This window comes from Gottfriedia sp. S16(2024), assembly GCF_050473765.1.
Taxonomy (GTDB): domain Bacteria; phylum Bacillota; class Bacilli; order Bacillales; family Bacillaceae_G; genus Gottfriedia.
In genome coordinates, this window is record NZ_JBFLUO010000001.1 from 4,094,329 (window position 1) to 4,120,334 (window position 26,006).

The 26,006-nt window shown below is 31.8% G+C and carries 28 protein-coding genes and 1 other annotated feature; of the genes, 8 read left to right on the forward strand and 20 right to left on the reverse strand.

Annotated elements, in window-relative coordinates:
- Positions 1 to 46: 46 nt before the first annotated feature.
- The 7 genes from AB1282_RS19380 to AB1282_RS19410 form a co-directional block, all read right to left on the reverse strand.
- A complete protein-coding gene (locus AB1282_RS19380) occupies positions 47 to 748 on the reverse strand; it encodes a hypothetical protein (RefSeq protein ID WP_429899951.1) in 702 nt (233 codons plus the stop codon).
- A complete protein-coding gene (locus AB1282_RS19385) occupies positions 745 to 1,617 on the reverse strand; it encodes an ABC transporter ATP-binding protein (protein ID WP_056466147.1) in 873 nt (290 codons plus the stop codon). Before AB1282_RS19385 ends, AB1282_RS19380 begins: the two co-directional genes overlap by 4 nt.
- Before the next feature lie 12 nt (positions 1,618 to 1,629).
- The gene (locus tag AB1282_RS19390; protein ID WP_390311801.1) at positions 1,630 to 2,001 is read right to left on the reverse strand and encodes a GntR family transcriptional regulator; all 372 of its coding nucleotides are present in this window, start codon (positions 1,999 to 2,001) and stop codon (positions 1,630 to 1,632) included.
- Positions 2,002 to 2,171: 170 nt separating this feature from the next.
- On the reverse strand, positions 2,172 to 2,621 hold the full coding sequence (locus AB1282_RS19395) for an S-Ena type endospore appendage (RefSeq protein ID WP_429899954.1): 450 nt from the start codon (positions 2,619 to 2,621) through the stop codon (positions 2,172 to 2,174).
- Between the two features lie 155 nt (positions 2,622 to 2,776).
- Positions 2,777 to 3,688, reverse strand: coding sequence for a BclA C-terminal domain-containing protein (locus AB1282_RS19400; RefSeq protein ID WP_429901185.1), 912 nt, complete (start codon positions 3,686 to 3,688; stop codon positions 2,777 to 2,779).
- A 117-nt stretch (positions 3,689 to 3,805) separates the two neighbouring features.
- A complete protein-coding gene (locus tag AB1282_RS19405; RefSeq protein ID WP_056466157.1) occupies positions 3,806 to 4,141 on the reverse strand; it encodes a DUF3992 domain-containing protein in 336 nt (111 codons plus the stop codon).
- 25 nt (positions 4,142 to 4,166) lie between these two features.
- The gene (locus AB1282_RS19410; protein ID WP_056466160.1) at positions 4,167 to 4,541 is read right to left on the reverse strand and encodes a DUF3992 domain-containing protein; all 375 of its coding nucleotides are present in this window, start codon (positions 4,539 to 4,541) and stop codon (positions 4,167 to 4,169) included.
- Between the two features lie 365 nt (positions 4,542 to 4,906).
- On the opposite strand from AB1282_RS19410, the gene AB1282_RS19415 reads away from it, so the two are divergent.
- The 3 genes from AB1282_RS19415 to AB1282_RS19425 all read left to right on the forward strand — a co-directional run bounded on the left by AB1282_RS19415 (position 4,907) and on the right by AB1282_RS19425 (position 7,702).
- On the forward strand, positions 4,907 to 6,502 hold the full coding sequence (locus AB1282_RS19415) for a peptide chain release factor 3 (protein ID WP_429899955.1): 1,596 nt from the start codon (positions 4,907 to 4,909) through the stop codon (positions 6,500 to 6,502).
- 563 nt (positions 6,503 to 7,065) lie between these two features.
- On the forward strand, positions 7,066 to 7,269 hold the full coding sequence (locus AB1282_RS19420) for a helix-turn-helix transcriptional regulator (protein ID WP_429899957.1): 204 nt from the start codon (positions 7,066 to 7,068) through the stop codon (positions 7,267 to 7,269).
- A gap of 91 nt (positions 7,270 to 7,360) precedes the next feature.
- Positions 7,361 to 7,702 carry a hypothetical protein gene (locus AB1282_RS19425; RefSeq protein WP_390311807.1) on the forward strand — a complete coding sequence of 114 codons (342 nt, stop codon included), beginning with the start codon at positions 7,361 to 7,363 and terminating at the stop codon, positions 7,700 to 7,702.
- Between the two features lie 116 nt (positions 7,703 to 7,818).
- Here the strand turns inward: AB1282_RS19425 and AB1282_RS19430 are convergent, their stop codons facing one another.
- Together AB1282_RS19430 and AB1282_RS19435 are read right to left on the reverse strand one after the other, a co-directional pair.
- The gene (locus AB1282_RS19430) at positions 7,819 to 8,052 is read right to left on the reverse strand and encodes a DUF3953 domain-containing protein (RefSeq protein ID WP_429899959.1); all 234 of its coding nucleotides are present in this window, start codon (positions 8,050 to 8,052) and stop codon (positions 7,819 to 7,821) included.
- 243 nt (positions 8,053 to 8,295) lie between these two features.
- Positions 8,296 to 10,218, reverse strand: a complete 1,923-nt coding sequence (locus tag AB1282_RS19435) for a pre-peptidase C-terminal domain-containing protein (RefSeq protein ID WP_429899961.1) — start codon at positions 10,216 to 10,218, stop codon at positions 8,296 to 8,298.
- A gap of 238 nt (positions 10,219 to 10,456) precedes the next feature.
- Between AB1282_RS19435 and AB1282_RS19440 the strand changes: the two genes are divergently transcribed.
- Positions 10,457 to 10,639 carry a hypothetical protein gene (locus tag AB1282_RS19440; RefSeq protein ID WP_429899962.1) on the forward strand — a complete coding sequence of 61 codons (183 nt, stop codon included), beginning with the start codon at positions 10,457 to 10,459 and terminating at the stop codon, positions 10,637 to 10,639.
- Between the two features lie 129 nt (positions 10,640 to 10,768).
- Here the strand turns inward: AB1282_RS19440 and AB1282_RS19445 are convergent, their stop codons facing one another.
- The 6 genes from AB1282_RS19445 to AB1282_RS19470 all read right to left on the reverse strand — a co-directional run bounded on the left by AB1282_RS19445 (position 10,769) and on the right by AB1282_RS19470 (position 16,901).
- The gene (locus AB1282_RS19445; protein WP_429899963.1) at positions 10,769 to 11,281 is read right to left on the reverse strand and encodes a hypothetical protein; all 513 of its coding nucleotides are present in this window, start codon (positions 11,279 to 11,281) and stop codon (positions 10,769 to 10,771) included.
- Complete coding sequence (locus AB1282_RS19450; RefSeq protein WP_429899964.1) at positions 11,281 to 11,454, reverse strand: hypothetical protein; 174 nt, start codon at positions 11,452 to 11,454, stop codon at positions 11,281 to 11,283. Before AB1282_RS19450 ends, AB1282_RS19445 begins: the two co-directional genes overlap by 1 nt.
- A 147-nt stretch (positions 11,455 to 11,601) precedes the next feature.
- A complete protein-coding gene (locus AB1282_RS19455) occupies positions 11,602 to 14,685 on the reverse strand; it encodes an MMPL family transporter (RefSeq protein ID WP_429899965.1) in 3,084 nt (1,027 codons plus the stop codon).
- Between the two features lie 20 nt (positions 14,686 to 14,705).
- The gene (locus tag AB1282_RS19460) at positions 14,706 to 15,215 is read right to left on the reverse strand and encodes a MarR family winged helix-turn-helix transcriptional regulator (protein WP_056466170.1); all 510 of its coding nucleotides are present in this window, start codon (positions 15,213 to 15,215) and stop codon (positions 14,706 to 14,708) included.
- Between the two features lie 205 nt (positions 15,216 to 15,420).
- Complete coding sequence (locus AB1282_RS19465) at positions 15,421 to 16,332, reverse strand: DMT family transporter (RefSeq protein WP_429899966.1); 912 nt, start codon at positions 16,330 to 16,332, stop codon at positions 15,421 to 15,423.
- 14 nt (positions 16,333 to 16,346) lie between these two features.
- On the reverse strand, positions 16,347 to 16,901 hold the full coding sequence (locus AB1282_RS19470) for a GNAT family N-acetyltransferase (RefSeq protein WP_429899968.1): 555 nt from the start codon (positions 16,899 to 16,901) through the stop codon (positions 16,347 to 16,349).
- A 347-nt stretch (positions 16,902 to 17,248) separates the two neighbouring features.
- On the opposite strand from AB1282_RS19470, the gene spxA reads away from it, so the two are divergent.
- The 3 genes from spxA (at position 17,249) to AB1282_RS19485 (ending at position 18,615) form a co-directional block, all read left to right on the forward strand.
- Complete coding sequence (gene spxA, locus AB1282_RS19475) at positions 17,249 to 17,644, forward strand: transcriptional regulator SpxA (RefSeq protein ID WP_056466178.1); 396 nt, start codon at positions 17,249 to 17,251, stop codon at positions 17,642 to 17,644.
- Positions 17,645 to 17,738: 94 nt separating this feature from the next.
- On the forward strand, positions 17,739 to 18,143 hold the full coding sequence (locus AB1282_RS19480; RefSeq protein ID WP_056466181.1) for an RrF2 family transcriptional regulator: 405 nt from the start codon (positions 17,739 to 17,741) through the stop codon (positions 18,141 to 18,143).
- A gap of 136 nt (positions 18,144 to 18,279) precedes the next feature.
- A complete protein-coding gene (locus tag AB1282_RS19485) occupies positions 18,280 to 18,615 on the forward strand; it encodes an IDEAL domain-containing protein (protein ID WP_429899970.1) in 336 nt (111 codons plus the stop codon).
- Between the two features lie 225 nt (positions 18,616 to 18,840).
- Here the strand turns inward: AB1282_RS19485 and AB1282_RS19490 are convergent, their stop codons facing one another.
- From AB1282_RS19490 to AB1282_RS19510, 5 genes are all read right to left on the reverse strand, one after another.
- Positions 18,841 to 19,749, reverse strand: a complete 909-nt coding sequence (locus AB1282_RS19490; RefSeq protein WP_429899972.1) for an SH3 domain-containing protein — start codon at positions 19,747 to 19,749, stop codon at positions 18,841 to 18,843.
- A 215-nt stretch (positions 19,750 to 19,964) separates the two neighbouring features.
- The gene (locus tag AB1282_RS19495) at positions 19,965 to 21,440 is read right to left on the reverse strand and encodes an MDR family MFS transporter (RefSeq protein ID WP_429899974.1); all 1,476 of its coding nucleotides are present in this window, start codon (positions 21,438 to 21,440) and stop codon (positions 19,965 to 19,967) included.
- A 376-nt stretch (positions 21,441 to 21,816) separates the two neighbouring features.
- Positions 21,817 to 22,065 carry a DUF3243 domain-containing protein gene (locus tag AB1282_RS19500; protein ID WP_056466188.1) on the reverse strand — a complete coding sequence of 83 codons (249 nt, stop codon included), beginning with the start codon at positions 22,063 to 22,065 and terminating at the stop codon, positions 21,817 to 21,819.
- Between the two features lie 155 nt (positions 22,066 to 22,220).
- On the reverse strand, positions 22,221 to 23,084 hold the full coding sequence (locus AB1282_RS19505) for a DegV family protein (protein ID WP_056466192.1): 864 nt from the start codon (positions 23,082 to 23,084) through the stop codon (positions 22,221 to 22,223).
- Between the two features lie 177 nt (positions 23,085 to 23,261).
- On the reverse strand, positions 23,262 to 23,930 hold the full coding sequence (locus AB1282_RS19510; protein WP_056466195.1) for a DUF6944 family repetitive protein: 669 nt from the start codon (positions 23,928 to 23,930) through the stop codon (positions 23,262 to 23,264).
- A 107-nt stretch (positions 23,931 to 24,037) separates the two neighbouring features.
- Positions 24,038 to 24,301: a binding site (T-box leader), on the forward strand.
- Between the two features lie 77 nt (positions 24,302 to 24,378).
- Between AB1282_RS19510 and lysS the strand changes: the two genes are divergently transcribed.
- The gene (gene lysS, locus AB1282_RS19515; RefSeq protein WP_056466198.1) at positions 24,379 to 25,947 is read left to right on the forward strand and encodes a lysine--tRNA ligase; all 1,569 of its coding nucleotides are present in this window, start codon (positions 24,379 to 24,381) and stop codon (positions 25,945 to 25,947) included.
- Positions 25,948 to 26,006: the final 59 nt, after the last annotated feature.

Genomic DNA, 26,006 nt, shown 5'->3' on the forward strand with positions numbered 1-26,006 from the left:
AAGAAAAAGTATGCAATAAATCCACATACTTTTTCTCGAATCGTTTTTAATTTCTACCTTTCATTTTTAAAGGTGCATTTAGCATCATCGGAAATGTTAATAATTGAAGTACGATTCCGATCAATCCAATTAAAGTAAACAAATTGAGCGGTTTACTATTTAAAATAAAAGAAAATAAGTCTGAACTTATACCATTTATAGATAAAAAAGTCATTAAAATACTAACTAAAACTAGTGTCATTAGAAAATAAAGTATCCCCAATCTTCTAACTAATATAGCAATAAAAGAAGAAAGTCCTAGGATCATAAATCCAACCATTAGGTCGACCCAATAATACGTAAAGAAATGATATTCAGATGAGACTAACTGAGCAGGATGGTAAAAGTGAAAACTATTTATTCCTTTGTCTAATAATATATTCATAATGTAATAAAGAATATTTAAGTAAGTTATACTTGTAATTACCATTAATAATGACATCACAATATACGATTTTAAAAACTGTCTTCTTGTACTACCTAATCCAATTGCAACTTGAAAAGGAATCACCAATCCTGCAACCGCAAATGTACTAATCCCACCATAAGTCGGCCCAAACAGAGCTGCACCACTTTGTAAAGGAATTTTAAATATTATACTAACCAGTACATACACAACAGATAATAACAAAGTAATTAAAGAAAATATTTTGAAATACCATTTTAATTCATCAAAAACTAGTTGATAAGTGCCTCTTATAGAGTTCATCTTTTCACCTCTTTATTTTTTGTTTTATTTATTAAATAGTCTTGTAGAGTTGCTTTTTCAATTGTAAGATGATGTTCTTCTGCGATTTTTTTCCAATCATTTGAATATAATTCATCGAGCATTACTTTTTGTGTCGAACTGATTTTGGAGGATTCAAGTATAGAAATATTTTTAGTTACTTCTTCGATTGAATCTATATTTCCAGAAAGAATAACTCCTTTCTCTCGCATTACTTCCATTTGTTCATGAAATAGTACTTTTCCATCATTTACTACAACAATCGTTTCACATAATGGTTGAATTTCTTCGATATGATGTGTTGAAAGTAAAATGAGTCTTGGATTTTCTTCGTAACTTTCCATTAAGGCATCGTAAAACTGTTTTCTTTTAACTGCATCTAACCCATTAGTAGGCTCATCGAGAACTGTTATTTTTGCGTTGCTAGCTAATCCTAATATGATTTGCACTGCCGTTTTCATACCTTTTGAAAACTTAGTGATTTTTTTATTCTTTGGCAATTCAAAAACTTGAACTAAATGTTCTGCAAATTGTTGATCCCAGTTAGGATGAAAGTACCTTCCGTATTTTAACAAGTCATTTATTCTCCAATTATGACCAAAAGGATGGTTTTCTTGGATATAACAAATATTCTCTAGTACATTTAAATTATTATAAGGTTCTTCTCCTAAGACTTTTATTGAACCTTCGTTTGGTTTATAATGGCCAGCAACTAAACTCATCAAAGTTGTTTTACCTGTACCATTTCTCCCCCATAATGCAATAATACTCGGTTCTGTTTCAATTAAATTGAAATCAGTTAAAACTGGTGTATGCTTATAGCCATATGTCAAATTTTTAATTTCGATCAATTTATACCCCTCCTAATTAGAGTCGTTTTTTCTCTTTATTAATTCAATTACCATTTCTTCATCTAAATGAATTCTCTTTGCTTCTTTAAGTAATGGTGCAACATAATCCACATAAAACTGCTGTTTACGCTCTAAAAGCAACTTATCTTTCGCACCCGTTGAAACAAACATACCTACACCTCTTTGTTTAAAAATTATTTCCTTATCAACTAAAGCTTGAAGACCTTTCCTTGCAGTTGCTGGATTAATATTAAAAAAGCGAGATAATTCATTTGTCGAAGGCACTTGTTCACCCTCTTTAATTCTTCCATCTATAATTTCGTCCATAATCATAACCGCAATTTGTTGAAAAATTGGCTGTGATTCATCTAATGTCGGTTTCATTAGCACCTTCCTCTCTTAGTTAGTTATTTAGTTAGTTACTCATGTAACTAACCATACTACTCTTTAAATCATATGTAAAGTGTTTTATTTAAGTACGCCTATTTTTAAGGAAATAAAAAAAAGCTTAATGCGATTATGCAATAAGCTCCTGTTTTTATAGTATGTGTTTATTATTTATCAATAATTTTACCAGCAATACAATATTTACCTTCTAAATAGATTGGAGTTTGACCTGATTGTAGTATGGTCACAGATTTTATATTTTGACTAGTATAACTACTCGTATTGCCTGGCAACACGGTAATTATATGACAATTATTGCTATTTACTTCGATTGATATCGGTCCAGTACTACTCTCGCTATTGTAGACTGAAATCGTTGCATAAGCAGTTACATTTTCACCTAAACTCCATATTTCAACTGGTTTTTCAAGATTATCTTGAATCAAAATATTTCCACATAGATCAATGGGAATACAAGGATCACATTTTGTTGTAGTTTGTATTGGTGTTGGTGGGGTAGGTGGTGTTGGCGGAGGTACTGGTGGTAAAAGAGTTGGAGAAGAAACTGGTAATTTAATACTTGGTAAGTTTGGTATATCCGGTCTTTTTTGTTTCAATTTTTATCCCTCACTTATAAGAATTAATTTCCTATGTATTAAAAATACTGAAAAGCTATTATTTTTAGTATTATATAAATCTTAAAAAGAAAAGTGACCACTATTAATCTTACTCATATAACTTGTAGTCACTTGTTGAATTAAAATAATATTAATTAACCTACTCTAACAATCGAAATTGTCGCAGCGGTCGTACCTGCTGCTAACGATACTGTAGCCGCTAATGTAGCAGACACCATCACTTGAATCGTGTCACCTGCATTTATATTAATAATCACTTGATTGCTGACTAAACTTAATCCTATTGCAGCAGAAATATTTGTGCCTGCAACTCCAGCCCCAGTACGAAATAACTGAAAAGTCGTTAATAAAGATAGTGTAGGATACACTTGATAAGTTATTAAATATCTACCACTTGTATTAATTGTAAAAATGGTGGCTGTTGGGTTGTTCACTGTTATATCTGCTGATAAATTTTGTGCGTTCGGAAACGGTATTGGTGAAGGACCTAAAAGTGTAATCGCAATTGTTGCGCCAGAAGTATTTGCTGCCGAGCCTGAAGTATTAAAACTTGCGCCGGTTGGGCCGGTTATTCCTGTTGATCCGGTTGATCCCGTTATTCCTGTTGACCCTGTTACTCCAGTCGTTCCCGTTATTCCTGTTGGACCTGTTATTCCTGTTGATCCCGTTATTCCGGTTATTCCTGTTGCTCCGGTAGCTCCTGTTATTCCGGTTACTCCGGTCGTTCCCGTTGGACCTGTTGATCCCGTTGCTCCGGTCGTTCCTGTTATTCCGGTTTGGCCAGTTACCCCGGTCGTCCCCGTTGTTCCAGTTTGACCGGTTGATCCGGTTGGGCCAGTTACTCCTGTTAATCCCGTTTGGCCAGTTACACCGGTCGTTCCCGTTATTCCTGTTTCCCCAGTAATTCCCGTCGCTCCAGTAGGACCTGTTGCTCCAGTTATCCCAGTTACACCTGTTGGTCCAATTTTTTTAACTCCATTACAAGAAAAACTATTACAACAACTACATTTATTCGGATTGGAATCTATCCCTTTTACGTAAGGAATTGTTTTCCCATTCTCATCTTTATTATTCAAAAAGGAACACATAATCCTTCCTCATTTCATTACATAGGGTTGTTCAAAAAAAGATTAAGAACTACACTATTTAGATAAAATGATCTATTACATTGAATATCGGACAGTTATACAAAACTCACCTTCAACTACCCCAGTTAAACCAGTAGTATCAATTTGAATTCCATCGAATAACTTTTCTGAGAAAGCAACACTACTTTGAGGTGGGACAGTTAGAGTATCAATTACATTTCCTCCCCTTAAAAAATTAACTACGATATTATCAGTTCCAGTATCATTTTTAACATAGCCTGTTGCAGAAATAATCGGAGCGATATTATTTGTAAAGATTGTGATAATACCAGGTGTATTCACTTGCCAGCTTGTACAAACCTTATCTTGAAATATATTTTTGGTTGAACAACAACTTAAACCATTATTCATTTGCTTTTCCCCTCATTTTCTTCAATTAAACAGAATATCGTGTCGTAATACAGAACTCACCTTGAAATAATATACCTGCTCCAATAGGTATAACAGCTTGTATTACATCAAATCTTCTAATTGTAAATGCTAAACTCGAACCTAATGTTACGACCTCAGAATTGATTGTGCCTCCTGCAGAGTTAAAAAATTCAATTTGTATCGGTGCTGTAGAAGAACCTACTTCATACTTAACAAAACCAGTTCCTATAATACTTTGGTTAAAATTATTTTGAAAAAGTGGAATTGTTATAGTAGTTGTATCTCCAACTGCTTGCCATGGTGTACAAACTTGGTCCTGAACAAAAATTTTTTCGGGACAACAAGTTAATGCTGATGTTGAACAATTACATGATGCCATTTATGGTTACTTCCTTTCTATAAAAGAAAATGAATCATTATCTACATATAGTAATCAAAGTGTCATGTATATGCTTGTACATTTGTCATAAATAAAAGAATCTATCACGCATAACTGAGTGATAGATTCGCTTTTAAAATATTAATTTTTAATACTTCATAAATATTACATGTTGAAAAATTAGTGAATGATTTATGTAAAATTACAAAATAAACGATAAAAAAGGAAATTCTTATTTCATAACTTGGAAATACTTTGTATATAACTTAATTACTAAATGTTTCATCAAACGCTGAATTCTAGTATAATAGATAAGATGTGAAAATTTGATTATGATCTTTGATTTAGAAAGGACTTTATAATAGATGGCAAATAAAGAATTAATGAATCAAGTTGCTAAACGCCGTATCTTTGGGATTATCTCTCACCCGGATGCTGGTAAAACAACTTTAACTGAAAAATTACTACTTCATGGTGGAGCTATTCGTGAAGCTGGTACTGTAAAAGCTCAAAAAAATTCTAAATATGCAAAATCTGACTGGATGGAAATCGAGAAGCAACGTGGAATTTCTGTTACTTCTTCTGTTATGCAGTTTGAATATGATGAAAAAATGGTATCAATTATGGATACTCCTGGTCATAATGATTTTGGTGAAGATACATATCGTGTACTAACTTCTGTTGACTCTGCAGTCATGGTAATTGATGCTGCAAAAGGTATTGAAGCACAAACTAAGAAACTTTTCCAAGTTTGTCGTTTACGTGGTATCCCTATTTTTACCTTTATGAATAAATTAGATCGCCAAGCTAAAGATCCATTAGAACTAATGGAAGAATTAGAAGAAGTTCTTGGTATGCCTTCTGTTGCAGTTACTTGGCCAATCGGTAGTGGAATGCAATTTGAAGGGGTTTATGATCGATTAGAAAATGAAGTTCATCTTTTCCGTAAAGATGAAGTGATTAAACTTGGTCAAGATGGTGTACACGGTCCTGAATTAGAAGGACATTTAGAAGCTTCAAATTTAGAAAATTTACGTGATGAAGTTGATCTTTTAGAAGGAGCAGGAAATGAATTCAATTTAGACTTAGTTCAAGCCGGTGAACTTACTCCTGTTTTCTTCGGAACAGCATTAGTTGATTTTGGTGTAACACCATTTTTAAATCATTTCTTAGATATGTCGCCTGCACCAGGGCCTCGTAAAACAATTAATGGTGAAGTTAATCCTACTGATGAAGTATTTAGTGGTTTTATATTTAAGATTCAAGCTAATATGAATCCTGCTCACCGTGACCGTATTGCATTCTTGCGAATTTGTTCTGGCGTATTTGAACGAGGAATGAACGTAATGCTTTCTCGTACAGGTAAACAAATTAAATTAAGTCAATCGACTCAATTGATGGCTAATGAACGTGAAACGATTGACCGAGCATATGCTGGTGACGTAATTGGTATTTACGATTCAGGTACTTATCAAATCGGAGATACGATTACATCTAGCAAACAAAAATTATTCTTTGAACCATTACCAACTTTCCCACCTGAGTTATTCTTGCGAGTAAGCCCAGTTAACTCATTGAAATCTAAGCATTTCCATAAAGGTGTTGAGCAATTAGCTCAAGAAGGTGCAATTCAAGTTTATAAAAATGAATTTAATGAGGTCATTTTAGGTGCTGTAGGTCAACTTCAATTTGAAGTATTTGAATACCGCTTAAAAAATGAATATGGATCTGATATCCGTAAAGATCATGTTGATTACAATATTGCTAGATGGGTTAAAACAGATGATGTAAAAGGACTTAAGAAATATCAAGATATGCGTAATATGCTAGTATATGACCGTTTCGAACGACCGTTGTTCTTATTTGCAAATGAATTTACTTTCAACCGTTTTAAAGAACGTCATGAGGAATTAGAATTAGTTGAAGCTCTTGATGTGAATAATGAAATACAAGTTGATTAATTTTCGTAGGAGACCGATTTTTTCGGTCTTTTTTTGTTGTTTTTTGACGAGGTTCTTCTCGATTATTTTATCAGAATATGCTTCGCGGAAATTATACAAGGATAGCCCGGTGAATGCTAGTATATTTACCGCCATATTTACGGAGAAACCGCACCATTAAAACAAAAAAAGAGACGCTACCAGTTAAGGTGACGCAAATTATCCCTCGATTGATTTCGGAAGTTTTTTTAATTCCGCTTGAACCTCATCATCGCTCAAATACGTAGAAATTCGACGAACTTCAGTCGTTTCAGTCTTCGTAACTTTGCGTCCTATAAGTCGAGCCCTTTCGTATAGCCCTTCTCGATTAACTCGATAAGTATTTTATCAACCTTACTTCGGTAAGATTTAGATGCATTTATACCACCTCCGATAAGTTTAACAATTGATTATCGTTTGATTAGCGAGATTAGCAATTGCAGAAACTACTATACTAACGTCCGACAAATTTCTTGCCTGTACTTCCAAAAATTTTTAAAGGGATTCAAAAAGATTTGAAAAATTTATATATTGAGGTGAGAATTTTGAAGAATAAACTAAAGATAATTTTCGCAGAAAGAAAGATAAAACAAACTGAATTCGCCGAAAAAGTTGGCATTAATAATAGTACTTTGAGTTTAATTATTTCTAAAGACGATCATTCGCCAACGTTAAAAGTAGCGATGAGAATAGCAAGAACTTTGAATTTAAAAGTCGAAGATATATGGGAATTGGACGACGAAAATTAAGTTGGACCTGCATTTTTTCGCGAAACGGCGCATATTCTGTTAGTGTGAACACGGTAACAGTACTTGTCCTATTACTGCGGAGGTGTGCTGGATGCAAGATCGGGTAAATTACTATATCAAACGATTAGAAAGAATTCATCGGGAGGTTTACGATGAAGAGCGTAAAATGGTAGAACTTCAAAAGGAATTAACTTTATTGAAAGTCGCTAATGAAATGCGTATAAGTGAATTATTTATGACCGGAAAGATTGACGGCAGTAACGAGCAAATGAGAAAAGCTCAAGTAATAAACCATACGCAAGAAATGCACGGAGATATCGCTATTTACGAAAATTTGTACGCTGAGCAACGAGCAATTTATAACGCTAAAAAACGGGAAGCTGACGATTTACAATTTATCGTAAGATTAATAGAAACTACGAGCCGACAATGAGATCGGTTCTTTTTTATTTTATGGCTCTGTTAATATAAATGTTGATTTTTATACTAATAAAGAGGTTGTCTAATTAGTAGACAACCTCTAGTAACTCTTATCAACTAACGCATACGTTAATTCAACAGGAACCCCTTTATTGATGCACTAAACAAAAATAAGGAAACAATAAAGTTAGAATAAGCAGTTCCTTTTCGTTTTAATTGAAATTCTGTGATTCCTATAACTACAAACATTGCGCCTAATAAAAATATCATATATGGCATTATCACAAATCTACCAGTAATTAGAGCATATACTGCTATACCTATTGAAAGTAGACCAAAAACACTCTTTAATATTTTTAACAAAGAACTACCTCCCTTACTAATAACTAATATGTAATCTCTAAAATTCTACCATATTATTCCATGTAATTGCATTTATCCTTTAATATTGTGCAATAAAAAAAAGACTGCCGAAGCTTTTGTTCTTTGTGCAAAATCAACAATCTACTTTAACAGTGCCTATATTTAAATGAGCTTTACTTCTGTACATAAAAACATAAAAAAGACTGTTATCAAATTTGATAACAGTCTTTTCGTATTTGTTATTTAATTTTTATAAGATACGATGGAAGAAAAGTAACTATATATTTTTTGTCCGTTAACTGTACGGTAAGTTCGAACCTTGTAATAATAAGTTTTTCCTTTTAATAATGATTTGTTTGTAATGCTAGATGAATTTCCATTTGTTACAGTACCTGTTAAACTATAGGTTCCTGTTTTTGAAGTCGAGCGGTATACTTGGTATCCGGTTCCTCCTTCAACTTTTACCCAAGATAAAGTCATTGATGATGAGTTTATCTTTTTGGTAACAAGACCAGTAGGAGTTGCTGGGATAGGTTTAGCACTCGTATTTTTTGTAAATGAAGTATAGATATACGTTCCGTTTACTATACGATAAGCTTTTACCTTATAATAATACATCTTACCAGTAGTTAAACCGCTGTTTGTAAAATTTAAAGTATTTCCATTTTGAATGTTTCCAACCCAACTGTATATACCTGTACTTGAAGTGCTTTGGAATATTTCATAACCACTCGCTCCTGGTACATTGTTCCAACTTACTTTTATTTTATTGTAGGAACTAGATACTGCATTAATAGTGGAATCAATGACCTTTGTAGATTTCGTTGCACTTGTATTACCAGTGGAATTAACAGTATATACATTGATAACCGTTCCTACTTTTTGAGGTGGTATGGTGATGTTATACTTTCCATTTTTTGCAACAGTTTCTCCAATTTTTTTAGTTCCTACCCATGCAAATACTTTTGTATCAGATGGAGCTTCTCCTTTTACTACCGTATCAATATCTAAAACTGATTCCACACTAGGTGTAAAATCGGAAAAAGTTGCCTTTACTCGATAAGAGGAACTTGTTAATCCTTCATATTTACCTGTAACAATACGAAGGTAGTAAGTACCTTTAGGTAGGTTTATGTTAAGGGTTATCTTATCACCAGATTTTTCAGTGTACCCATGCGCAGAGGAAAATGGAAACCCACGGCTATCATAGAGCCACATTGCAAATTGACCAACTGTGTTATCCAGTACAACATTTACATTTCCATCTTTACTTGTAGTAAGCTGATAAAAATCCCTATCTATCAGTGTATAACAATCTGATGAATAATATTGATTCGATATCATTGGTACACTTGTGTCATCTGTATCGTTTGGTTCAAGAGTTGTTTTATCTCTTGTAAATGCAGATGAAAAAGTTGCCTTTATTCGATACGAAGCAGTTTTTACTTCAGGTGAATAGTATGGCTGAACTATAAGATAGTAGGTCCCTTTCGGAAGTTTTTCAGTTTCTATAAAAGCTAGACCTTCAGGAGCAGCTCGGTGAGGGTGGTCTACATAGTTGCCGGAACTATCATACAGATAAAAGTTAAAATTACCAACGATTTTATCAATCACGATATAAGAATCGCCTACTTTATCTGTAGTAAATTGATAGACATCTCTATCTTGGTAATGGTCTGCAGTTGATGTAATAAATTCACCGTTTTTCAGTGGCATGCTTGTTTGCATCGTGTCATTCGGTTCATAGGTGGTTAAATTTCTTGTGAAACTTGAAGCGTATGTTGCTTTTAATCTATATGAACCAGTTTGAATATGGTCACCTGAATCCATTAATTCAACTTGAATAGAATAGCTACCTTTCTGGATTTTTCCATATAAACTTCCAATTGAATTTGTTGAAGGTCTATATCCTGTAGTAATTTCTTTTCCGTTAGCGTCAAAAAGGGTGATTTTATAATTACCAATTGCGTTATCGAGTGTAACATATACTTCGCCATCATCGGTTGTCGTAAATGTGTATATATTTTTTTCTCCTTCTGTTATCTGAGCGGAAATTGGGATACCATTTTGGATGTTCGAATCTTCCGCGAAACTATGTCCGCTTAATGGGATGGTCATCATCATAAACATCAAACACAAACTAAAAATACTAAAAACTTTTTTCACTCGCTATTTGCACTCCTTTGTTAAAAATAGTTATGTACTTCATCTGTTAATTATAGCATGGACTACTGAGCTAGGAATCTTGTTAATTTAGTAAGATTACTTATACTCATTGATTTTTAGTTGATTTAAAATTTATAGGTTAAAAAAAGGTGCAATTCACACCTTTTTCTACCTTACTCAGTCTCTTTTTTAACGAATTTATAAATTAAGCAATGTTTTTTTTCGCATACTAATTCCTTTGGTAATTCAAAGTAATCTAACTCGCACTTATCTAAAACGTAAGATGCTAGTAATTGACCGTTTCGAACGTCCACTATTCTTATTTGCAAATGAATTTACTTTCAACCGTTTTAAAGAACGTCATGAGGAATTAGAATTAGTTGAAGCCCTTGATGTGAATAATGAAATACAAGTTGATTAATAAAAAAGTGGATGTTTTTAGCATCCACTTTTTTTGCGCAATTAATGGTAATTTATTTTTGGAGCAAGTTTCACTGTTTTCATGCAAAGCTCCTATGATTAGTTTTATCGTTTCACCTTAAAAATTCTATTAAAAATAATATTCAAGTAAGTAAAGTTTTTTCTCCTTTGGATTTAGAATAAAAATTGCATATTGATCTTGTTTTTCTTTATCGCGTTTTACGTAGTAATAGCAATTATCGTTAAAAACAACAGGATTTTCCAATAGGTTTTGTCTACTTTTCATTGAATGTACTGGATATTTCAAAATTGAATTATTATATTCAGTTACTTTTTGAGTGAGATTTTTAATATTATTGTTTGATATTTTAATCCAATACTCTTTCTTTTTTAGTTTTTTTATTGTTTTTTTATTGTATGTAAATTGGGTATATACTGGTCCATCAACACTCATAGGAGCTGTTTCATCTAAAATTATTTTTGAATGCGTAGGTTGTTCAATATCAACATGCCAATTAAATCGAACAATCCCCCGATCGCTAAAATAATGTTGAAAGATTTCATACCAGCCTGCAAAGCCAATTATGATTGAAAATATGATTAAAAAAGGGAAGTAAAATTTTCTACTAATTTGATTTCTCATTAATACACAACCTTACAACCTAAACCATCTTTAAAACATGATTCACGAATGGCTTCATAAGTAGATTCAAGTGGGCTTGACGAATCAGGATAAAGTTTATCTTTTAAAGAGTAAAGTAGTTTTTCTTGTTCTTTTAGAGATAATTTCGTAATGTCTTTTAAATTGTCATTCATATAAAAGCTCCTTCGAACAGATTCTATTTATCTATTATACATTTTTTTCCAAAAGGGAAACAATGAATACGAAAAAAGCAAAAAAAAGCCGAACCTACTATTATTTGGATAGCAGGTCGGCACTTTTCAATTCAATCTATTATTCTATTAAATTACATGTTTTTCTGTATCAACATTAGCTCCCTTGTTTCTTGAAAATAAATTAGCTAATGCTTCTGGCAACGCAATCATTGCTGGTAAAAAGATTGGCAGTAATATAAAGCAAAGTACTACTAGACCAGTAATTACCGCAATTGCTAATTCAAACAATAAAAGGATTCCAGATGGCATGAGTGTAGCAAATGTACCTCCAAGTATGATTACCGCTGAAATAATTACTCCACCAGTATGCTTAGAAGCTAATACGATCGCCTCTTTCGGTGACAAATGAGTATATTCCTTAAATCTCATCATTAGGAAAATACTATAATCTACTCCTAAAGCTACTATAATTATGAAAGAGAAGAATGGAACAAAGGATGAAATTCCTTCATATCCAAGCAAATCTATGAAAATATAGTTAATCATAAACATTGCACAGTAGTATGCTCCTAAAAGTGATGCAGTGATAAATACTGGTGTCCAGAATGATCTTATCACTAGGAATAATACAAGTAATACCCCAATTATAACGATTGTTGTTGTTTTATTTAAGTCACTACTCAAAATATTGTTCATATCATTTGTTGTAGCACTTGGACCCGAAACACCTGACTTTGCATTTGAAAGTTCTGTGCCTTTAAGTCCATTTTTAACAGCTGAATTTATTTTATTGATTGTATTTAAAGATTCTTTTGAATATGGATCATTCGCCAAAACAATTGTTAGTTTTGTAATCTTTTTATCTTTTGACATAAACATGTCTATTGATTTTTTAAAGTTCTCATCAGCCAACGCTTCTTTTGGAATAAAGAAAGTTTTATTAGAATTAAACTGAGTTAAGAAATCATTTGTTTTTCCTAAACCGTCAGAAATTTTCTCTAAACCACCGTTTACATCAGAAAGCTTTTCCCCGAAAGTACTAAATCCATTAATGCCAGCTACTAACTGTTGCTGACCTGTTTTCATTTGACCAAGTCCATCTGATACTTTATTCATATTTGTTACAATTTTTCCAATTCCTGACGATGCTTGGTTTAAACCACTTTCAAGTTTTTTCAATCCATCTGCCATTTGATTTAAACCATTACTCATACTAGATAGATTACTGTTTGCGGTAGCAAAACCTGCAGTTACAGCATTATAATTAGCATTTAAAGTCTTGATTCCTTCTGGAGTAATTTGATTTAAAGAAGCAACTGTTTGATCAATTGTTTGCTTTAATGATTGGTAATTCACATCATCTTTTGAATTCGTATAACTACTACCTAGTGCTGTCACCATTGATTGCATTTGATAAATTGCACCTTTAAGGCCAAGCAGCGCTTGTGCTGATTCTTGGTAATGAGTTCCTAATTCTTTATAACCCGATTGCATTTTCTCATAATTTTTTGATAATAATGATACACCACTACTCATTTTTCTTAGATTCGTTTCGATGGTTGCTATACCACTAGAGATCGTTTGAGAATTACTAGAACCATTACCAATTCCTGCTTGAATTTGTTTTAAACCACCACTTAACGCTGTTACACCATTTTTTAAATCTGTTGTTCCATCTACCATTTGGCTAACTTTTGAAAAATCCGCTGATCCTAGTTTATCTTGGGCTAAACTTAATCCGTCATGTATTTCGTTAACACCATCCTGTGTTTTTGAAATACCATCAGTTACTGTACCCATTTGGCTATCAACATAAAAACTTTCAATTTGTTTACTTTCAGGTTGTGTTACTGAAGATACTTGCTTAACACCCTTTATCATCTTAAGTCTTTCAGTAACATTATCAATTACTGCTAGTGATTGATTATTATCAAGCGCTTTGTCATTTTCAATAACGACTGTTGCAGGCATTGCCTGACCTTTACCAAAATGATCTGAAACGATATTAAAACCTTTTGATGAAGGATATTTATTTCCAAGTTCACCAATTGTATCAAAGTTCAGCTTCTCTTGATGGAAATACACCATTGGAGATAAAATCAATAAGATGACAACAATTGTGATGATTGGTTTTTTGATCGCAAAAGCTGACGAACTACCAAAAAACTTGTTTTCTTTGTGTCCACCAACATTTTTAGATGGCCAGAAAAGTTTTTTCCCTAAAACTTTCATAATAAACGGTGTTAACGTTAATATTTCAAGTAATAATATACATACCCCAATAACAACAACTACACCTGATTTATAAATTGGAGATTCAGCAAATACAAGTGCAAGGAACGCAATAAACACAGTTAAAATACTATAGGCAATTGTTTTACCAGCTGTTTTATATGTGTTTACAATTGATTCATCAACTGAATGTCCAAGTGAAAGTTCCTCTTTGAAACGATTAAAAAGGAGTATATTATAATCTGTACCAATCCCAAAAAGAATAAGAATTAGTAGCATTTGAGTAAGACTAGTAATCGGAAATCCAGCTTTATCGATTAATTGAGCAGCTATTCCCATTGAACAGAGATAAGAAAATGCAACCGCAATCAATGATATAAATGGTGTAACGATTGACCTAAACGCAATAATAAGCACTACTAAAATAAAAATAACTGTCAGCGCAGCACTTTTTTCGACTCCCGCTTGCGAAGCCTTTAAATAATCGTTATTGATAAAATCTTCTCCACTTAAATAATATTTAACTGGTACTTTACTTAGCTTATTATCAATTTGTTTTTTAATATCATCTATTTCTCTTCCGTTCTTATCTAACTTATAACTCACCATTAGTGTAGTGCCGTCTTTTGATACTAATGAACTTTTTGCATTTGGAATACTAAAAGGATCAATAATTTCCGAAATTCTAAGTTCTTTACTGCTATCACGAATTCCTTTAACAGCATCACCAATTTTGTCCATTTCATCATTCGAAATTTTGTTTTTATCATAAAAAACAATCAGATTATTCGTTCCTTTAGCAGTATCCATTTTTTTGAGGATATGGTCTGCCATTACAGAAGGTGAATCGCTATTCGCTCCTTCCTGCCCCTTATTCCGCAGAATTGCATTTATGTCAGGCTGAAGAACAGTTAACAATACTGTTGCAACTAGCCAAATTGAAAATATAATCCAACGGCCCTTAATGATTTTGTTCACTTAATCCCCTCCTCGTTAATTTATTTTTCTTTTTTTCCTTTTTCTTCAAGAAAATACAATACATCAAAGAATTCATAATTATCCATTCCATCTGTCTCCATCTTCTTCTTTACAGCTGTAACTAATAATCTCATTCCTTGTTCTACAATCTCCTGTTCATGTGAATCTAAAAAAGTTAACGCACTATTTAATGATTTATTTGCAATTTCAGTAATGCTACCATTTATTTCATCCGAAATATTTTCTGGTAATGAAATTTCCACGAATCGTTTATCTTTAGGGCTAGGTGTTTTCAACAAAAGCCCCTTTGTAGTAAGACGCTCAACGATATCTGATACGGTACTTTGCGTCATTTTTAGATTTTTAGAAAGTTGTTTTATGCTCATTGTTTTATGTGCATACACTTCTCCAATCACTCTTGCTTGTGGAATTGTTACGCCATGTTCTTCTGAATGCTTTTGAAGACTTTTCATTAAAAATCGTTGTAAAAAATCGATTGATTCACTTATAAATTCGGCTCGTTCTACCATTTAATCCCTCCGACACACAATACTTCCTGTACGATACATCTTATACGATGTATCGTACAAGATTTATAATATTTGTCTGAACTGCATTTGTCAATTTAAATAATAAATCCCTAAAAAATTAGTTACTCCTATTGTTAAAATTCAACTATTTAGGAAAAATATCCAATAAAAAAAGCAGTTGATACTTCAACCACTTTTTTGTAAATTATGCTTTTTTTGAGTTATATTGGTACATTGTTTTTTGCTTCGGTTCTTTTAACGATAAATACACAGCTACAACAATTAGAATACTTCCTATGAAAAAAGAAGGATTAATTTCTTCATTTAATAAAAAATACCCAAATATCGTACCAATTAATGGCTGTAAAAAGAAAAATAAAGACCCTGTGGAAGTATCGATATATTCAAATCCTTTGTTCCAAAGATAAAACGCTCCTGCTGTTGAAATCGTGCCTAAAAATATGACTCCTATCCAAATCCAACTATTTGATGGTAAGTCAGTTATGTGATTACTTTGTTCTATTATAGTAAATGGTAATGTAAAAATTACACCAAATACTGTTGCCCAAGTCGTTACGGTTAATGATGAGTATTTATTAGTCTGAACTTTACTTAGAACTGTATACAATGCCCAAGTTATTGCAGCACCTACTAAAATGAGATTTCCAAAATACGCTCCTAAATTTGATCCACCTTTTGGAAATCCAATTACAACAATTACTCCAATAGTAGCTAAAATTAACGATACAATTTTACGGTTATTAATCTTTTCTTTTAAAATTAAAAATGCAAATAATGAAATTAACGCCGGAGAAGCTGAAGTAATTAAAGAACCCATTGCTGCTCCTGAAAGCTTCGTACCAATAAATTGAAAACCAATTGAGCCAGTATAGCCTACTAAAGCTATTAGCGCGATTGGAAATAAATCTTTCTTACTAATTTTCCAGCTTTTTTGGAAGAAACAAATGATCCCTAAAGTTAGTAATGCTAAAAGAAATCTCATTTCAAGTAATAACCATGGAGAAATACTATCTAATACTACTTTACTAACAACATAGGTCATCCCCCAAATGCTAGCGGCCAACGATAAACACAATGCTCCTTTAAAGAAATTCATTTAAAACTCATCCCCTACTTTTTATTCCAATCCTTTTTCGAAAGTTCAAACATAATTTCGGTTACATATTGGTTTTTAAAATAAGAATTTTCTATTATTTTTATCTGTTGAAATCCTAACTTCCTTAATAATTTAATTGAGGATGAATTTTGCTCATCGGCAATTGCGCTTATTTTTTCTTTGTTTAATTCATTGAATAAATACTCAAAAATTCCTTGTAATGCTTCAAAAGCAAATCCTTTATTTTGATACAATGGTTCCAATGTAAAGCCGACTTCAACTTGATTTGCAGGATCTAATAAGGTATGTACGCCTATATCCCCTATTAGTTGACCATCCATTTTATGTTCAATCGCTACTTGAACCCATGAATCAGGAATATTCATTTCAGCTGTTTTTTGTTTTTCTATAAAATTAATCGCTTGTTCGTATGTATAATTCTCCCAACCTTGATAAATCGCTACATCTGGATTTGAACGATATTTATAAAAGTTGCTAACATCTTCATCTTTAAACCTTCGAAGTTTTAATCGACTAGTCTCTATTTCAAAAAATTCTAGTTTGCTCATATTCCACCTCTAAAATTTCACTTTATATCGTAATTGTACATTCTATTATACTTAGAAATTTCAAAATATACATAACTTTTTGCACTTTGCTGTTTTAATCCGAACTTTCTTAAATCCATAGTAGAATTCTTTTTAGAATTTCGTACAAGAATTAAACGCACCACATAATTTAAACTCTAAAAATATAGTTGACACTTTTAACTGTAAATAATAAAATTACAGTATACTCATTTAAATCGAGTATGGTAGTCAACCTAATTTATTTTCTTAGATACTATATTAGTACTCGATTTTTATCCCAACTGTAATATTTTTTATTACATTTAAAATATAAGGAGTGTAAATGAATGGTGAATCTATATGTAACATCAAGTTGTACATCTTGTCGCAAAGCAAAAGCTTGGCTAGAGGAACATGATATAGACTATAATGTGAAAAATATTATGAATGAATCACTTACACTTGAAGAGATTAAATCTATACTTCGCATGACAGAAACTGGTACTGAAGAGATTATATCGAAAAAATCAAAAACGTTTCAGGAATTAAATATAAATATTGATTCGCTCCCATTAAATGAATTATATAAATTAATTATAAATAATCCCAAAATGTTGCGCCTACCAATAATCCTAGACGAAAAAAGATTACAGGTTGGTTATAACGAAGAAGAAATTCGTAGTTTTCTTCCTCGTAAGCTACGAACATTCTCATACATTAAATCACAAAAAGTAGCTAATTAATAATAAAAAATTTCAATTTTCAACACATTTTATTACAGTACTAAATTAAATCTCGGAATATATAAAGAAATTAACGATTTTTAGGAGGCAGACCATGAATAGTGATTTCACTCTTGCCATTCATAGTTTAACTTATCTTGCGCTGCAGCCGGATCGGATGTCTACAAGTGATGCAATATCAGAGAGTGCCTGTGTCCATCCAGTTCGTATTCGTAAAGTGCTTAGTTTGTTAAAAAAGCATGGATTTATAAAATCGAAGGAAGGAACTGGTGGTGGATTTATTTTTGCTATAGATTTAAATGAAGTTAATTTATGGGATATTTATAGGATCACCTCTGAGGGGGCATTGCAGCCTAAGTGCCCAGAATCAAATGAAAAGTGTGTTGTTGGGGCAAATATGCAAAATGTTCTTTTTAATATTTTCTGTGGTGCCGAAAAACATCTTGGAGGATATTTAAAGCAATATACGATTAAGGACATTGTCGATCATATCAGATGATAAGTAAACAGCTACTAAAGTGAAGGCTATGCCTTCTTTTATCTGAAATGTAATAAAAAAAGTTACAGTTCATACTAAGTACTGTTACGATCACAAATTTTTAAATTGCAACTCTAAATAAGAAGGTGGAAAAAAAATGAACACAAATAATAATTCTATTTTAAAAACAGGTGACTGGGTTAAAGGTATATCAATGGGTGGTGAATTAGTTATAGGTTATGTTGAATCATTTAAAATTCATGATGAAATAGTAACTGTAAATGTAATAACTTCAGATAACAAAACGACTGTTGGGAAAACCATTCACATGCTAAATAAAAACGTTATGAAAATGCCCGATTCAAAAGTGACAAACAAAGAACAGATTCGCTTTCTAATTGACGTAGCCCTCTCAACGGGGGATGAGGTTTGGTTTAATGAGCTATCTTCACAGTTAAACTCTATGAGAGAACTTGTTAATGGCGTAAAATAAAGTTTTATTATACTAAAGTAAGGTTTAAATTAATAAGCATTTCTAAAGGTTGTCTATTTAGACAGCCTTTTTTTAGTTCAAAAATCAACATTTTAATTTAACAAAACCTTTAATTAACTTAAAAAACTTCCGATTTGACAGCCTTTCATTTATTAGAGACAAGCACCTTTTACAAGTTTTAAACATAAAAAAACTGATCAAATCATCGACCAGTTTCAAATCATATTAATATTGAGTTAATTTATTCAATGGTGTTTGAATAATTAATGGTTTTTTTGCAGGATCTAACCATTTTAAAATGGATACTACATTTGTTTTAGATGTAGCCGTGCAGCCTGCAGTATATCCTGAAGTTCCAGCTATGTGAAAAAATATTGCACTACCTTTACCTGGGGTTCTCACAGTATTATAGTTAATAACAAATCCATAATCATATTGAGAAATATTCATTTTTTCAGCAGTTTTCCATCTACCGTTATTTTCTGATGCCAATTGCCAAGTATTATATAATTTACTATTTGAATCATCTACAAAAACATCATTTGAAGTAATTTTACGATATGACATTTTCGTACCTGGATTTGAATATCTACCGAAAGCTGTTGTAATTGTATATTTCCCTTCAGGTGTTTCATAATCACCTTCATGTTTACTACTAATCATGCCGTTTTTACCGATCACGCCTGAATATGTATGAAGTTTTTTCCAACTAGTACCGCTTTTTTCAAATGTTTCAATTAAAACATTTCTTGTACTTTCATTTTCTGCTGACACAATGATTAATTGCTTTGAAGTACCTAAAGTTTTCATTTTATTTACGGTCGTTGCAGACACTGTAGTTGGGGCTTTTTTTATATATTTAGTAGAAACCCATCCAGTTTTTGTTCCACTTTTTATTTTATACCAAGATCCACTTGTGCTTGTAATCGTAACTTTCGCACCCTTTTTAAGTGTCCCAACTACTTTATAACTAGTACTAGGACCACTTCTTACATTTAAAACGGATGCAGTTACTGTACCACTTATCGTTGCAGCTTCCACAGTCTTAATTGAACTCGGAGTAGTATTTCCATAGAATAAACCTCCAGTTAAAATTGATAGTGCTAAAGTCGTTTTGCAAATACTTTTAATCATTAAATCAGCTCCATTGTAAAGTAAAACTATATTCGAGCCTTAATTATACATAACTAACCTTACATAATAAGGACATTTTTATTACAATTCAATTAGTTTTATAACATTTTTCTTAAAATTATAGAAATTATTAAAATTTTTTCGATACTATTTAAATTATAATCAATAATGACAAAAAAAGAAGCCAATTTTGAATTTGGCTTCTTTTTTATCTATTAATGTCCTACCATCATTGAAGATTTTGACTCGTCAAGATCTGCTTTTGAGGCATCTGTATTTTGCACTTTTGGTTTACGTAAGATAATTGCTAACAACGCTCCTACTAATGCGATTCCTGCTGCTAGTAAGAAAGTATCACCAAATGCTGAAATCATAGCATTTAATGGATTCGTTGTTTTTGTCATATAATCCTTTGTACTTGAAGTTAAAAATCCAGCCATACCTGCTACTGCAAATGATACCATTACTTGCTGTGCAGCTGCAGTTAAAGGAGTTACACGACTTACTAAATGTCTTGGTGCAGATTGTAATACATGTGTATTAATCGGCATCATTGATAATCCCATTCCAGCACCCATCATAGCAAGTGTTAACATAATAAATGTATTTGATGAGTCTACTGAGATTTTAGAGAAAATGAAAAGTGCAGATGTGATAATTGTTAAACCAACTAACGCCATCGGTCTAGCACCAACTTTATCATACATTTTACCACCAATTGGCATCATTAAAGCCGATGCTAATGCTTGAGGTAACATAATTAAGCCCGTTTCAAATGCCCCATATTGTTTAACTGTTTGTAAAAATAATGGAACAATTAGGAAAGAACCGAATAAAGCAATTTGCATAATCCATGTAATTAAAATACTTCTAACAAAATCAGATGATTTAAATACTCGTAACTCAAGTAAAGGTTGCTTTTGGCGAAGTTCAACAAAGATGAAGAGTAATAATGCTACTCCACCAACAATTAAGCCTGTTAATGTTCCTTTTGAAGTCCAGCTTGTTGAACTTTGACTAACACCGTATGCTAACATTGAAAAAGCAATTGGAGCAATAATAATTCCTAATCCATCTAAAGCAGGAACTGATTTTGTTTCGAAATTAGGTAAGAATTTAGCGCCAATTATCATTGCAATAATACCGATTGGTAAATTAATTAGGAAGATCCAATGCCAAGTAGAATACTCTACAAACCATCCTGAAATAACTGGTCCTAATGCAGGTGCTAGTAACATTGGAATTCCAAGCATCCCCATAATTGACCCGATTTTTTCTGGTGGAGCTAATCTAAAGATAATCGCCATACCGATTGGTGCAACCATTCCTCCACCAACCCCTTGAATTACACGGAATAAAATTAATTGTTCAGGTGTTTGTGCAACTGAACAAAGCACTGAGCCGATTGTGAAAAACAAAATCGTAAATAAGAAAATTCTTTTTGCACCAAATCGATCAGACATCCAACCTGCAAGTGGTATTACAGCTGATAATGCTAATGTATATCCTGTAATCGTCCACTGCATTTTTGTTAAATCAGATTTAAAATATTCGGTAATGCCCGGTAATGCTACGTTTACTACCGTACTATCTAAAATAACCATGATCATACCTACGATTACTGCCATCATTGGACCAATAATCGTTTTTACGCTAAACGGCGTTTCAGCCGAATTTTGCTGATTATTCATATATTATCCCCATTCTTCTATATATTTTTTAAAAGCTGTATTGAAATTCGTTCAAATATTCTATTCTATTTATTAGTGCAAAAATCCATTTTATGATAAAAGTGAAATTTGAACAGAAAGTCTATCATACAAAAAAACAAATAAAATGTAAATAGTAATTGTCCTTATTCCAAAAACAGTACTCACAATAAGTACAGTATATGTGAATTATATGTCCATTTCAAGTTTAATTTTTATTATTTTTATTGAATTTTTTGTAAACCCATTTTGTTTTCTACAACCAGAAAGTTTAAGTTTTCATTCTTTAAATTAAACAAATTAAAAATAGCCCTTATGATTCTATTCACAGGGCTATTTTTTAATCACATTATTTTAATTATTTATTTTTAACATACTTCATCATTAGATGTGCAATTGTATGTTGCTCTTGTTCATCTGCAACTTCCCAAAGGTCTTTTAAAATTTGTTCTTCTGCATTTTTTGGTTCAACTTCATTTGCTAGATAATTACCTAAGCGATATGCCATTTCAGAAATAGCACCTTCACCAACACCTTTTTCACCTGTTGCATCTAAACGATCACCTAAAAAATCTTTCCATTGATCCCAGTTATCTAAAATTGACATCGTTTTCACCTCATAAAATTAATTGTTGAAGATTACATAAATACTATTTGCATTTTATGAAGTAATTATGTATGAATTATTATCCGGGTAATATTATCAGAAAATTAAAATAAAAGAGCTGATTTCATTTTGTGAAATTAGCCCTTTTATTTATTTTATTTTTTATTATCGTTCATAAAAAATATCGCTAAAGTACCAGGTCCTGCATGAGCACCTATAGCAGACCCAATTGAATTAATGACAAATTCCTTACATCCAAATGTCTCTGCCAAAGCATTTTTAATTTCGATTGCTTTATCTAGATCGTCACCGTGAGAAATACCAATTAATTGAGTTGATAAATTTGTCCCACGAGATTCCATAATTTCAAGAATTCTTTTTATCAATTTTTTAGAACCTCTTATTTTTTCAAGTGGAATTAACTTTCCATCTTCAACGTGTAATATAGGTTTAATATTTAATAAATTGCCTACAAAACCAGCCACTTTACTCAAGCGACCTCCACGCACCAAATATTGAAGGTCATCTACTGTAAAAATATGTTCAATATGTTGAATGCTATGTATTATCTTATTAACAACCTCTTCTTTTGTAACTCCATTCATCGCAAGTTTTGCAGCATTAACAGCTATTAGCCCTTGTCCGATTGATGCACTTTTTGTATCAAATATCTCTAAATCAAAATCAGGAAATTCCTCGTCAAACTCATTTTTTACCATTACTGCTGATTGATATGTACCTGAAAGTTCAGAAGAAAAAGCAATATAAATACATGGTATATTTTCCTTTGCATATTTAACGAAAGTATTATAAATATACTCATACGAAGGAAGAGACGTTTTAAATACTTTTCCATTACGCATTTCATTAAATAACGTCTTTGAATCCAATGTTAAACCATCAAAATATTCTTTTTCATCTTCTGAATAAACTCGTAATGGAATGACATCAATATTATATTGTTCAATAATATCTTTTGGTAAATCTGCCGCACTATCAGTAATTATTTTTAAATTCATCTAATCATACCTCTATTTCAAAAAATTGGTTTATTCTATTTAAATTGATAAACTCTATTTTCTCACAAAATGCTTAACAAAAAAAACAAAATGTTTTAATTTAATTTTAATAATAATATTTGCCATTAACAAATTTATACCTTCTTTTTTTCGTATTCTTCACAAAAAATTAGTAATTTACCATTCGAACTTTTTATTTGGATAATAGCCATATCGATATTCTAACTGTTCTTTTTCATATTCGCTTCTTTTATTGCGCAGTGCATAAATAATTAAAATTGCTCCGAATACTTGCACCCAGCTACCAACAAGTAATAAATCTTCACCTAAAATAATTTTATCACGTAGTAATGCCGCATTTGCAATGCCGTCTATTAACGCGCCTAAACCGATTAATTGATTGCCATATGCCTCAATTTTATCTAGTTGCGTCCCCTCGCTATATGCTGCAGTTGTTTCAATTTGAGCACCAATTGATTGAATGACACCTCCGAGAGCGTTTAATCTAAAACCTTCTCTTTCCATTCCTTCAATTTCTAAATGTGTTGCAAATGTATTTGTACCATTTCCAATTGCTTGAATCCAAGCACCAATCATCATCATTAATTCAAATTCTATTTCTTTTTCATTTTCATTTTCTTCTTTTGCTCTCTTATATAATTTTTCTCTTCCAATAGCTTGAATGGAGTTCCCAAATGCTTCGATTGCATTACCTTTAGCGAATAAACTTCTACCAAAGTTTTCACTTACGATTTTTGTACTTGAAATACCAACAGCCGCCGTTGATGTACCAAATAATAAAAAATAAGCACCGATTAGGGGTAAATCATCAACTATATCCCTCAATTTGGCACCTCCATTCAAACAGTATTTAAATTAGTTTATTCAACTTTTGATTTAATTGACAATTAATATTGTTTTGATTAATATAATAACAATTAATATTTCGAAATTTAAAAGCTATGAAGAGAAAAGTAGTAAAGCTAAAATTATTTACAGAGAGCTCCTGAATGCTGAAAAAGGAGTAATAATCAACTTTATGAAAAAAGACTTGGAGCTTCGTATGGAACTAAAGTTCACTTTAGAGATGGTACGACGGGTTCTCCCGTTATAGAGATAGGGTATAAGCATTCGTGCCGTACCTAAATAAGGTTGGTATGGTAACATATCAATAAACTGGGGTGGTACCACGAAGTTAACAAACTCTCGTCCTCAAGATGATTAAATCTTGGGGGTGGGAGTTTTTTTATTTGTAATTAAAAGGTTAAAAAACAAATAATTTCGAGGTGATAACATGCATTGGGCATATAAAATCGCAAATCAATTAATTGAAAAATATCCAAATAAAGAAACTTATGTATGTGCATCTGGTATAAGCCCATCTGGGTCTGTTCATATTGGAAATTTTCGTGAGATCATTACAACTTATTTTGTTGTAAAAGCTTTAAATAATTTAGGTAAAAAAACAAGATTTATCTTTTCTTGGGATGATTTTGATCGTTTTAGGAAGGTCCCGAATAATATCGATCCAACTTTTCATCATTTTATTGGTAAAGCCTATTCAAATATCCCTGACCCATTTGGCTGTCACTCAACATTCGCTGAACACTTTGAAAAGGAATTTGAACATTCCTTATCTGAACTAGGAATTGAAGTTGAGTTTATTTATCAAAGTCAAGAATACAAATCAGGTAGATACAATGTTGACATTATACACGCTCTTGAAAAAAGAAAAGAAATTTATGATATTTTAATTAAGTTCAAAACAAGTGTTCCAAATGAACGAGAACGTAATGATTTTTACCCGATTACTCTATATTGTGAAAGCTGCAAAAAAGATGATACTACAATTACCCGCTACAATGAGGAACTAAAAATTTTAGATTATCAATGTAAATGTGGATTTTCAAATCAATTATCTGTAGAAGTTGCAAACAATATTAAACTAAACTGGAAGATTGATTGGGCTATGAGATGGATGAAAGAAGACGTTGTATTTGAACCTGGTGGAAGAGATCATTCATCTGAAACAGGAAGTTACAATGTTTCAAAAGAAATTGCTAAGGCCATATTTGACTATGACGCACCTCATTATACACCTTATGAGTTTATAGGAATAAAAGGTCAAAATCAAAAAATGTCTAGCTCCTCTGGAAATTTAATAACCCCAGCTGAGTTATTAGAAATCTATTTACCAGAAGTTATTCTCTTTATGTTTGCTAAATATAAACCAACTGCAGCATTTAATATTGGTCTAGATGAAGATGTGATTAAAAACTATTCAGAATTTGAACGGTATCAATCAAATTATATTGACAAATCTTTACAAGATCTAGATATTTGTCAATCGGTCGAATTTGCACATTTTGGCATAATTAATAAAAAACATCCAAAGTTTAATCATGTTGCTAGCATACTACCACTCGTTAATTACAATGTAGATCTATTACAAGACATATTTGTTCATAATGGAGAAAACTACTCAGCAAAAGAAATAGAGAAAATTAGTCAGATGGCTGAATACTGGATTAAAAATTACTATCCACAAAAAAATATCATTGTAAACGACAAACAAGCTATTGAGTTTTATCATTCTTTAACTGAAGAACAGCAATATTGGTTGAAAAATTTATGTGACTATCTATTAAATAACAAGCACCAAGATCAAACTGAATTAATGACAGAATTATATTCGATTTGTTATCATGACGACAAAAAAGTGATGAAAGCAAACCAAAAAACTTTTTTCACAATGATCTATCAGCTCGTTTTAAATAGAACAAGTGGACCACCTATTCCATTGTTGTTTCAAGCAGTGAATAAAATTCAACTAATCAACTTATTAAACTTCAACGAAGGTTAATCTATAAGGTAGTAAAAATAAAAATGGACTCAGGTATATACAATCTGAGTCCCATTTTA

Excerpts from the sequence above, each read along its gene's own strand:
- AB1282_RS19380 (WP_429899951.1), bottom strand. The coding sequence starts at position 748 with ATGAACTCTATAAGAGGCACTTATCAACTAGTTTTTGATGAATTAAAA.
- AB1282_RS19390 (WP_390311801.1), bottom strand. The coding sequence starts at position 2,001 with ATGAAACCGACATTAGATGAATCACAGCCAATTTTTCAACAAATTGCG.
- AB1282_RS19405 (WP_056466157.1), bottom strand. The coding sequence starts at position 4,141 with ATGAATAATGGTTTAAGTTGTTGTTCAACCAAAAATATATTTCAAGAT.
- AB1282_RS19410 (WP_056466160.1), bottom strand. The coding sequence starts at position 4,541 with ATGGCATCATGTAATTGTTCAACATCAGCATTAACTTGTTGTCCCGAA.
- AB1282_RS19415 (WP_429899955.1), top strand. The coding sequence starts at position 4,907 with ATGGCAAATAAAGAATTAATGAATCAAGTTGCTAAACGCCGTATCTTT.
- AB1282_RS19425 (WP_390311807.1), top strand. The coding sequence starts at position 7,361 with ATGCAAGATCGGGTAAATTACTATATCAAACGATTAGAAAGAATTCAT.
- AB1282_RS19445 (WP_429899963.1), bottom strand. The coding sequence starts at position 11,281 with ATGAGAAATCAAATTAGTAGAAAATTTTACTTCCCTTTTTTAATCATA.
- AB1282_RS19450 (WP_429899964.1), bottom strand. The coding sequence starts at position 11,454 with ATGAATGACAATTTAAAAGACATTACGAAATTATCTCTAAAAGAACAA.
- AB1282_RS19460 (WP_056466170.1), bottom strand. The coding sequence starts at position 15,215 with ATGGTAGAACGAGCCGAATTTATAAGTGAATCAATCGATTTTTTACAA.
- AB1282_RS19465 (WP_429899966.1), bottom strand. The coding sequence starts at position 16,332 with ATGAATTTCTTTAAAGGAGCATTGTGTTTATCGTTGGCCGCTAGCATT.
- AB1282_RS19470 (WP_429899968.1), bottom strand. The coding sequence starts at position 16,901 with ATGAGCAAACTAGAATTTTTTGAAATAGAGACTAGTCGATTAAAACTT.
- spxA (WP_056466178.1), top strand. The coding sequence starts at position 17,249 with ATGGTGAATCTATATGTAACATCAAGTTGTACATCTTGTCGCAAAGCA.
- AB1282_RS19480 (WP_056466181.1), top strand. The coding sequence starts at position 17,739 with ATGAATAGTGATTTCACTCTTGCCATTCATAGTTTAACTTATCTTGCG.
- AB1282_RS19485 (WP_429899970.1), top strand. The coding sequence starts at position 18,280 with ATGAACACAAATAATAATTCTATTTTAAAAACAGGTGACTGGGTTAAA.
- AB1282_RS19490 (WP_429899972.1), bottom strand. The coding sequence starts at position 19,749 with ATGATTAAAAGTATTTGCAAAACGACTTTAGCACTATCAATTTTAACT.
- AB1282_RS19495 (WP_429899974.1), bottom strand. The coding sequence starts at position 21,440 with ATGAATAATCAGCAAAATTCGGCTGAAACGCCGTTTAGCGTAAAAACG.
- AB1282_RS19500 (WP_056466188.1), bottom strand. The coding sequence starts at position 22,065 with ATGTCAATTTTAGATAACTGGGATCAATGGAAAGATTTTTTAGGTGAT.
- AB1282_RS19505 (WP_056466192.1), bottom strand. The coding sequence starts at position 23,084 with ATGAATTTAAAAATAATTACTGATAGTGCGGCAGATTTACCAAAAGAT.
- lysS (WP_056466198.1), top strand. The coding sequence starts at position 24,379 with ATGCATTGGGCATATAAAATCGCAAATCAATTAATTGAAAAATATCCA.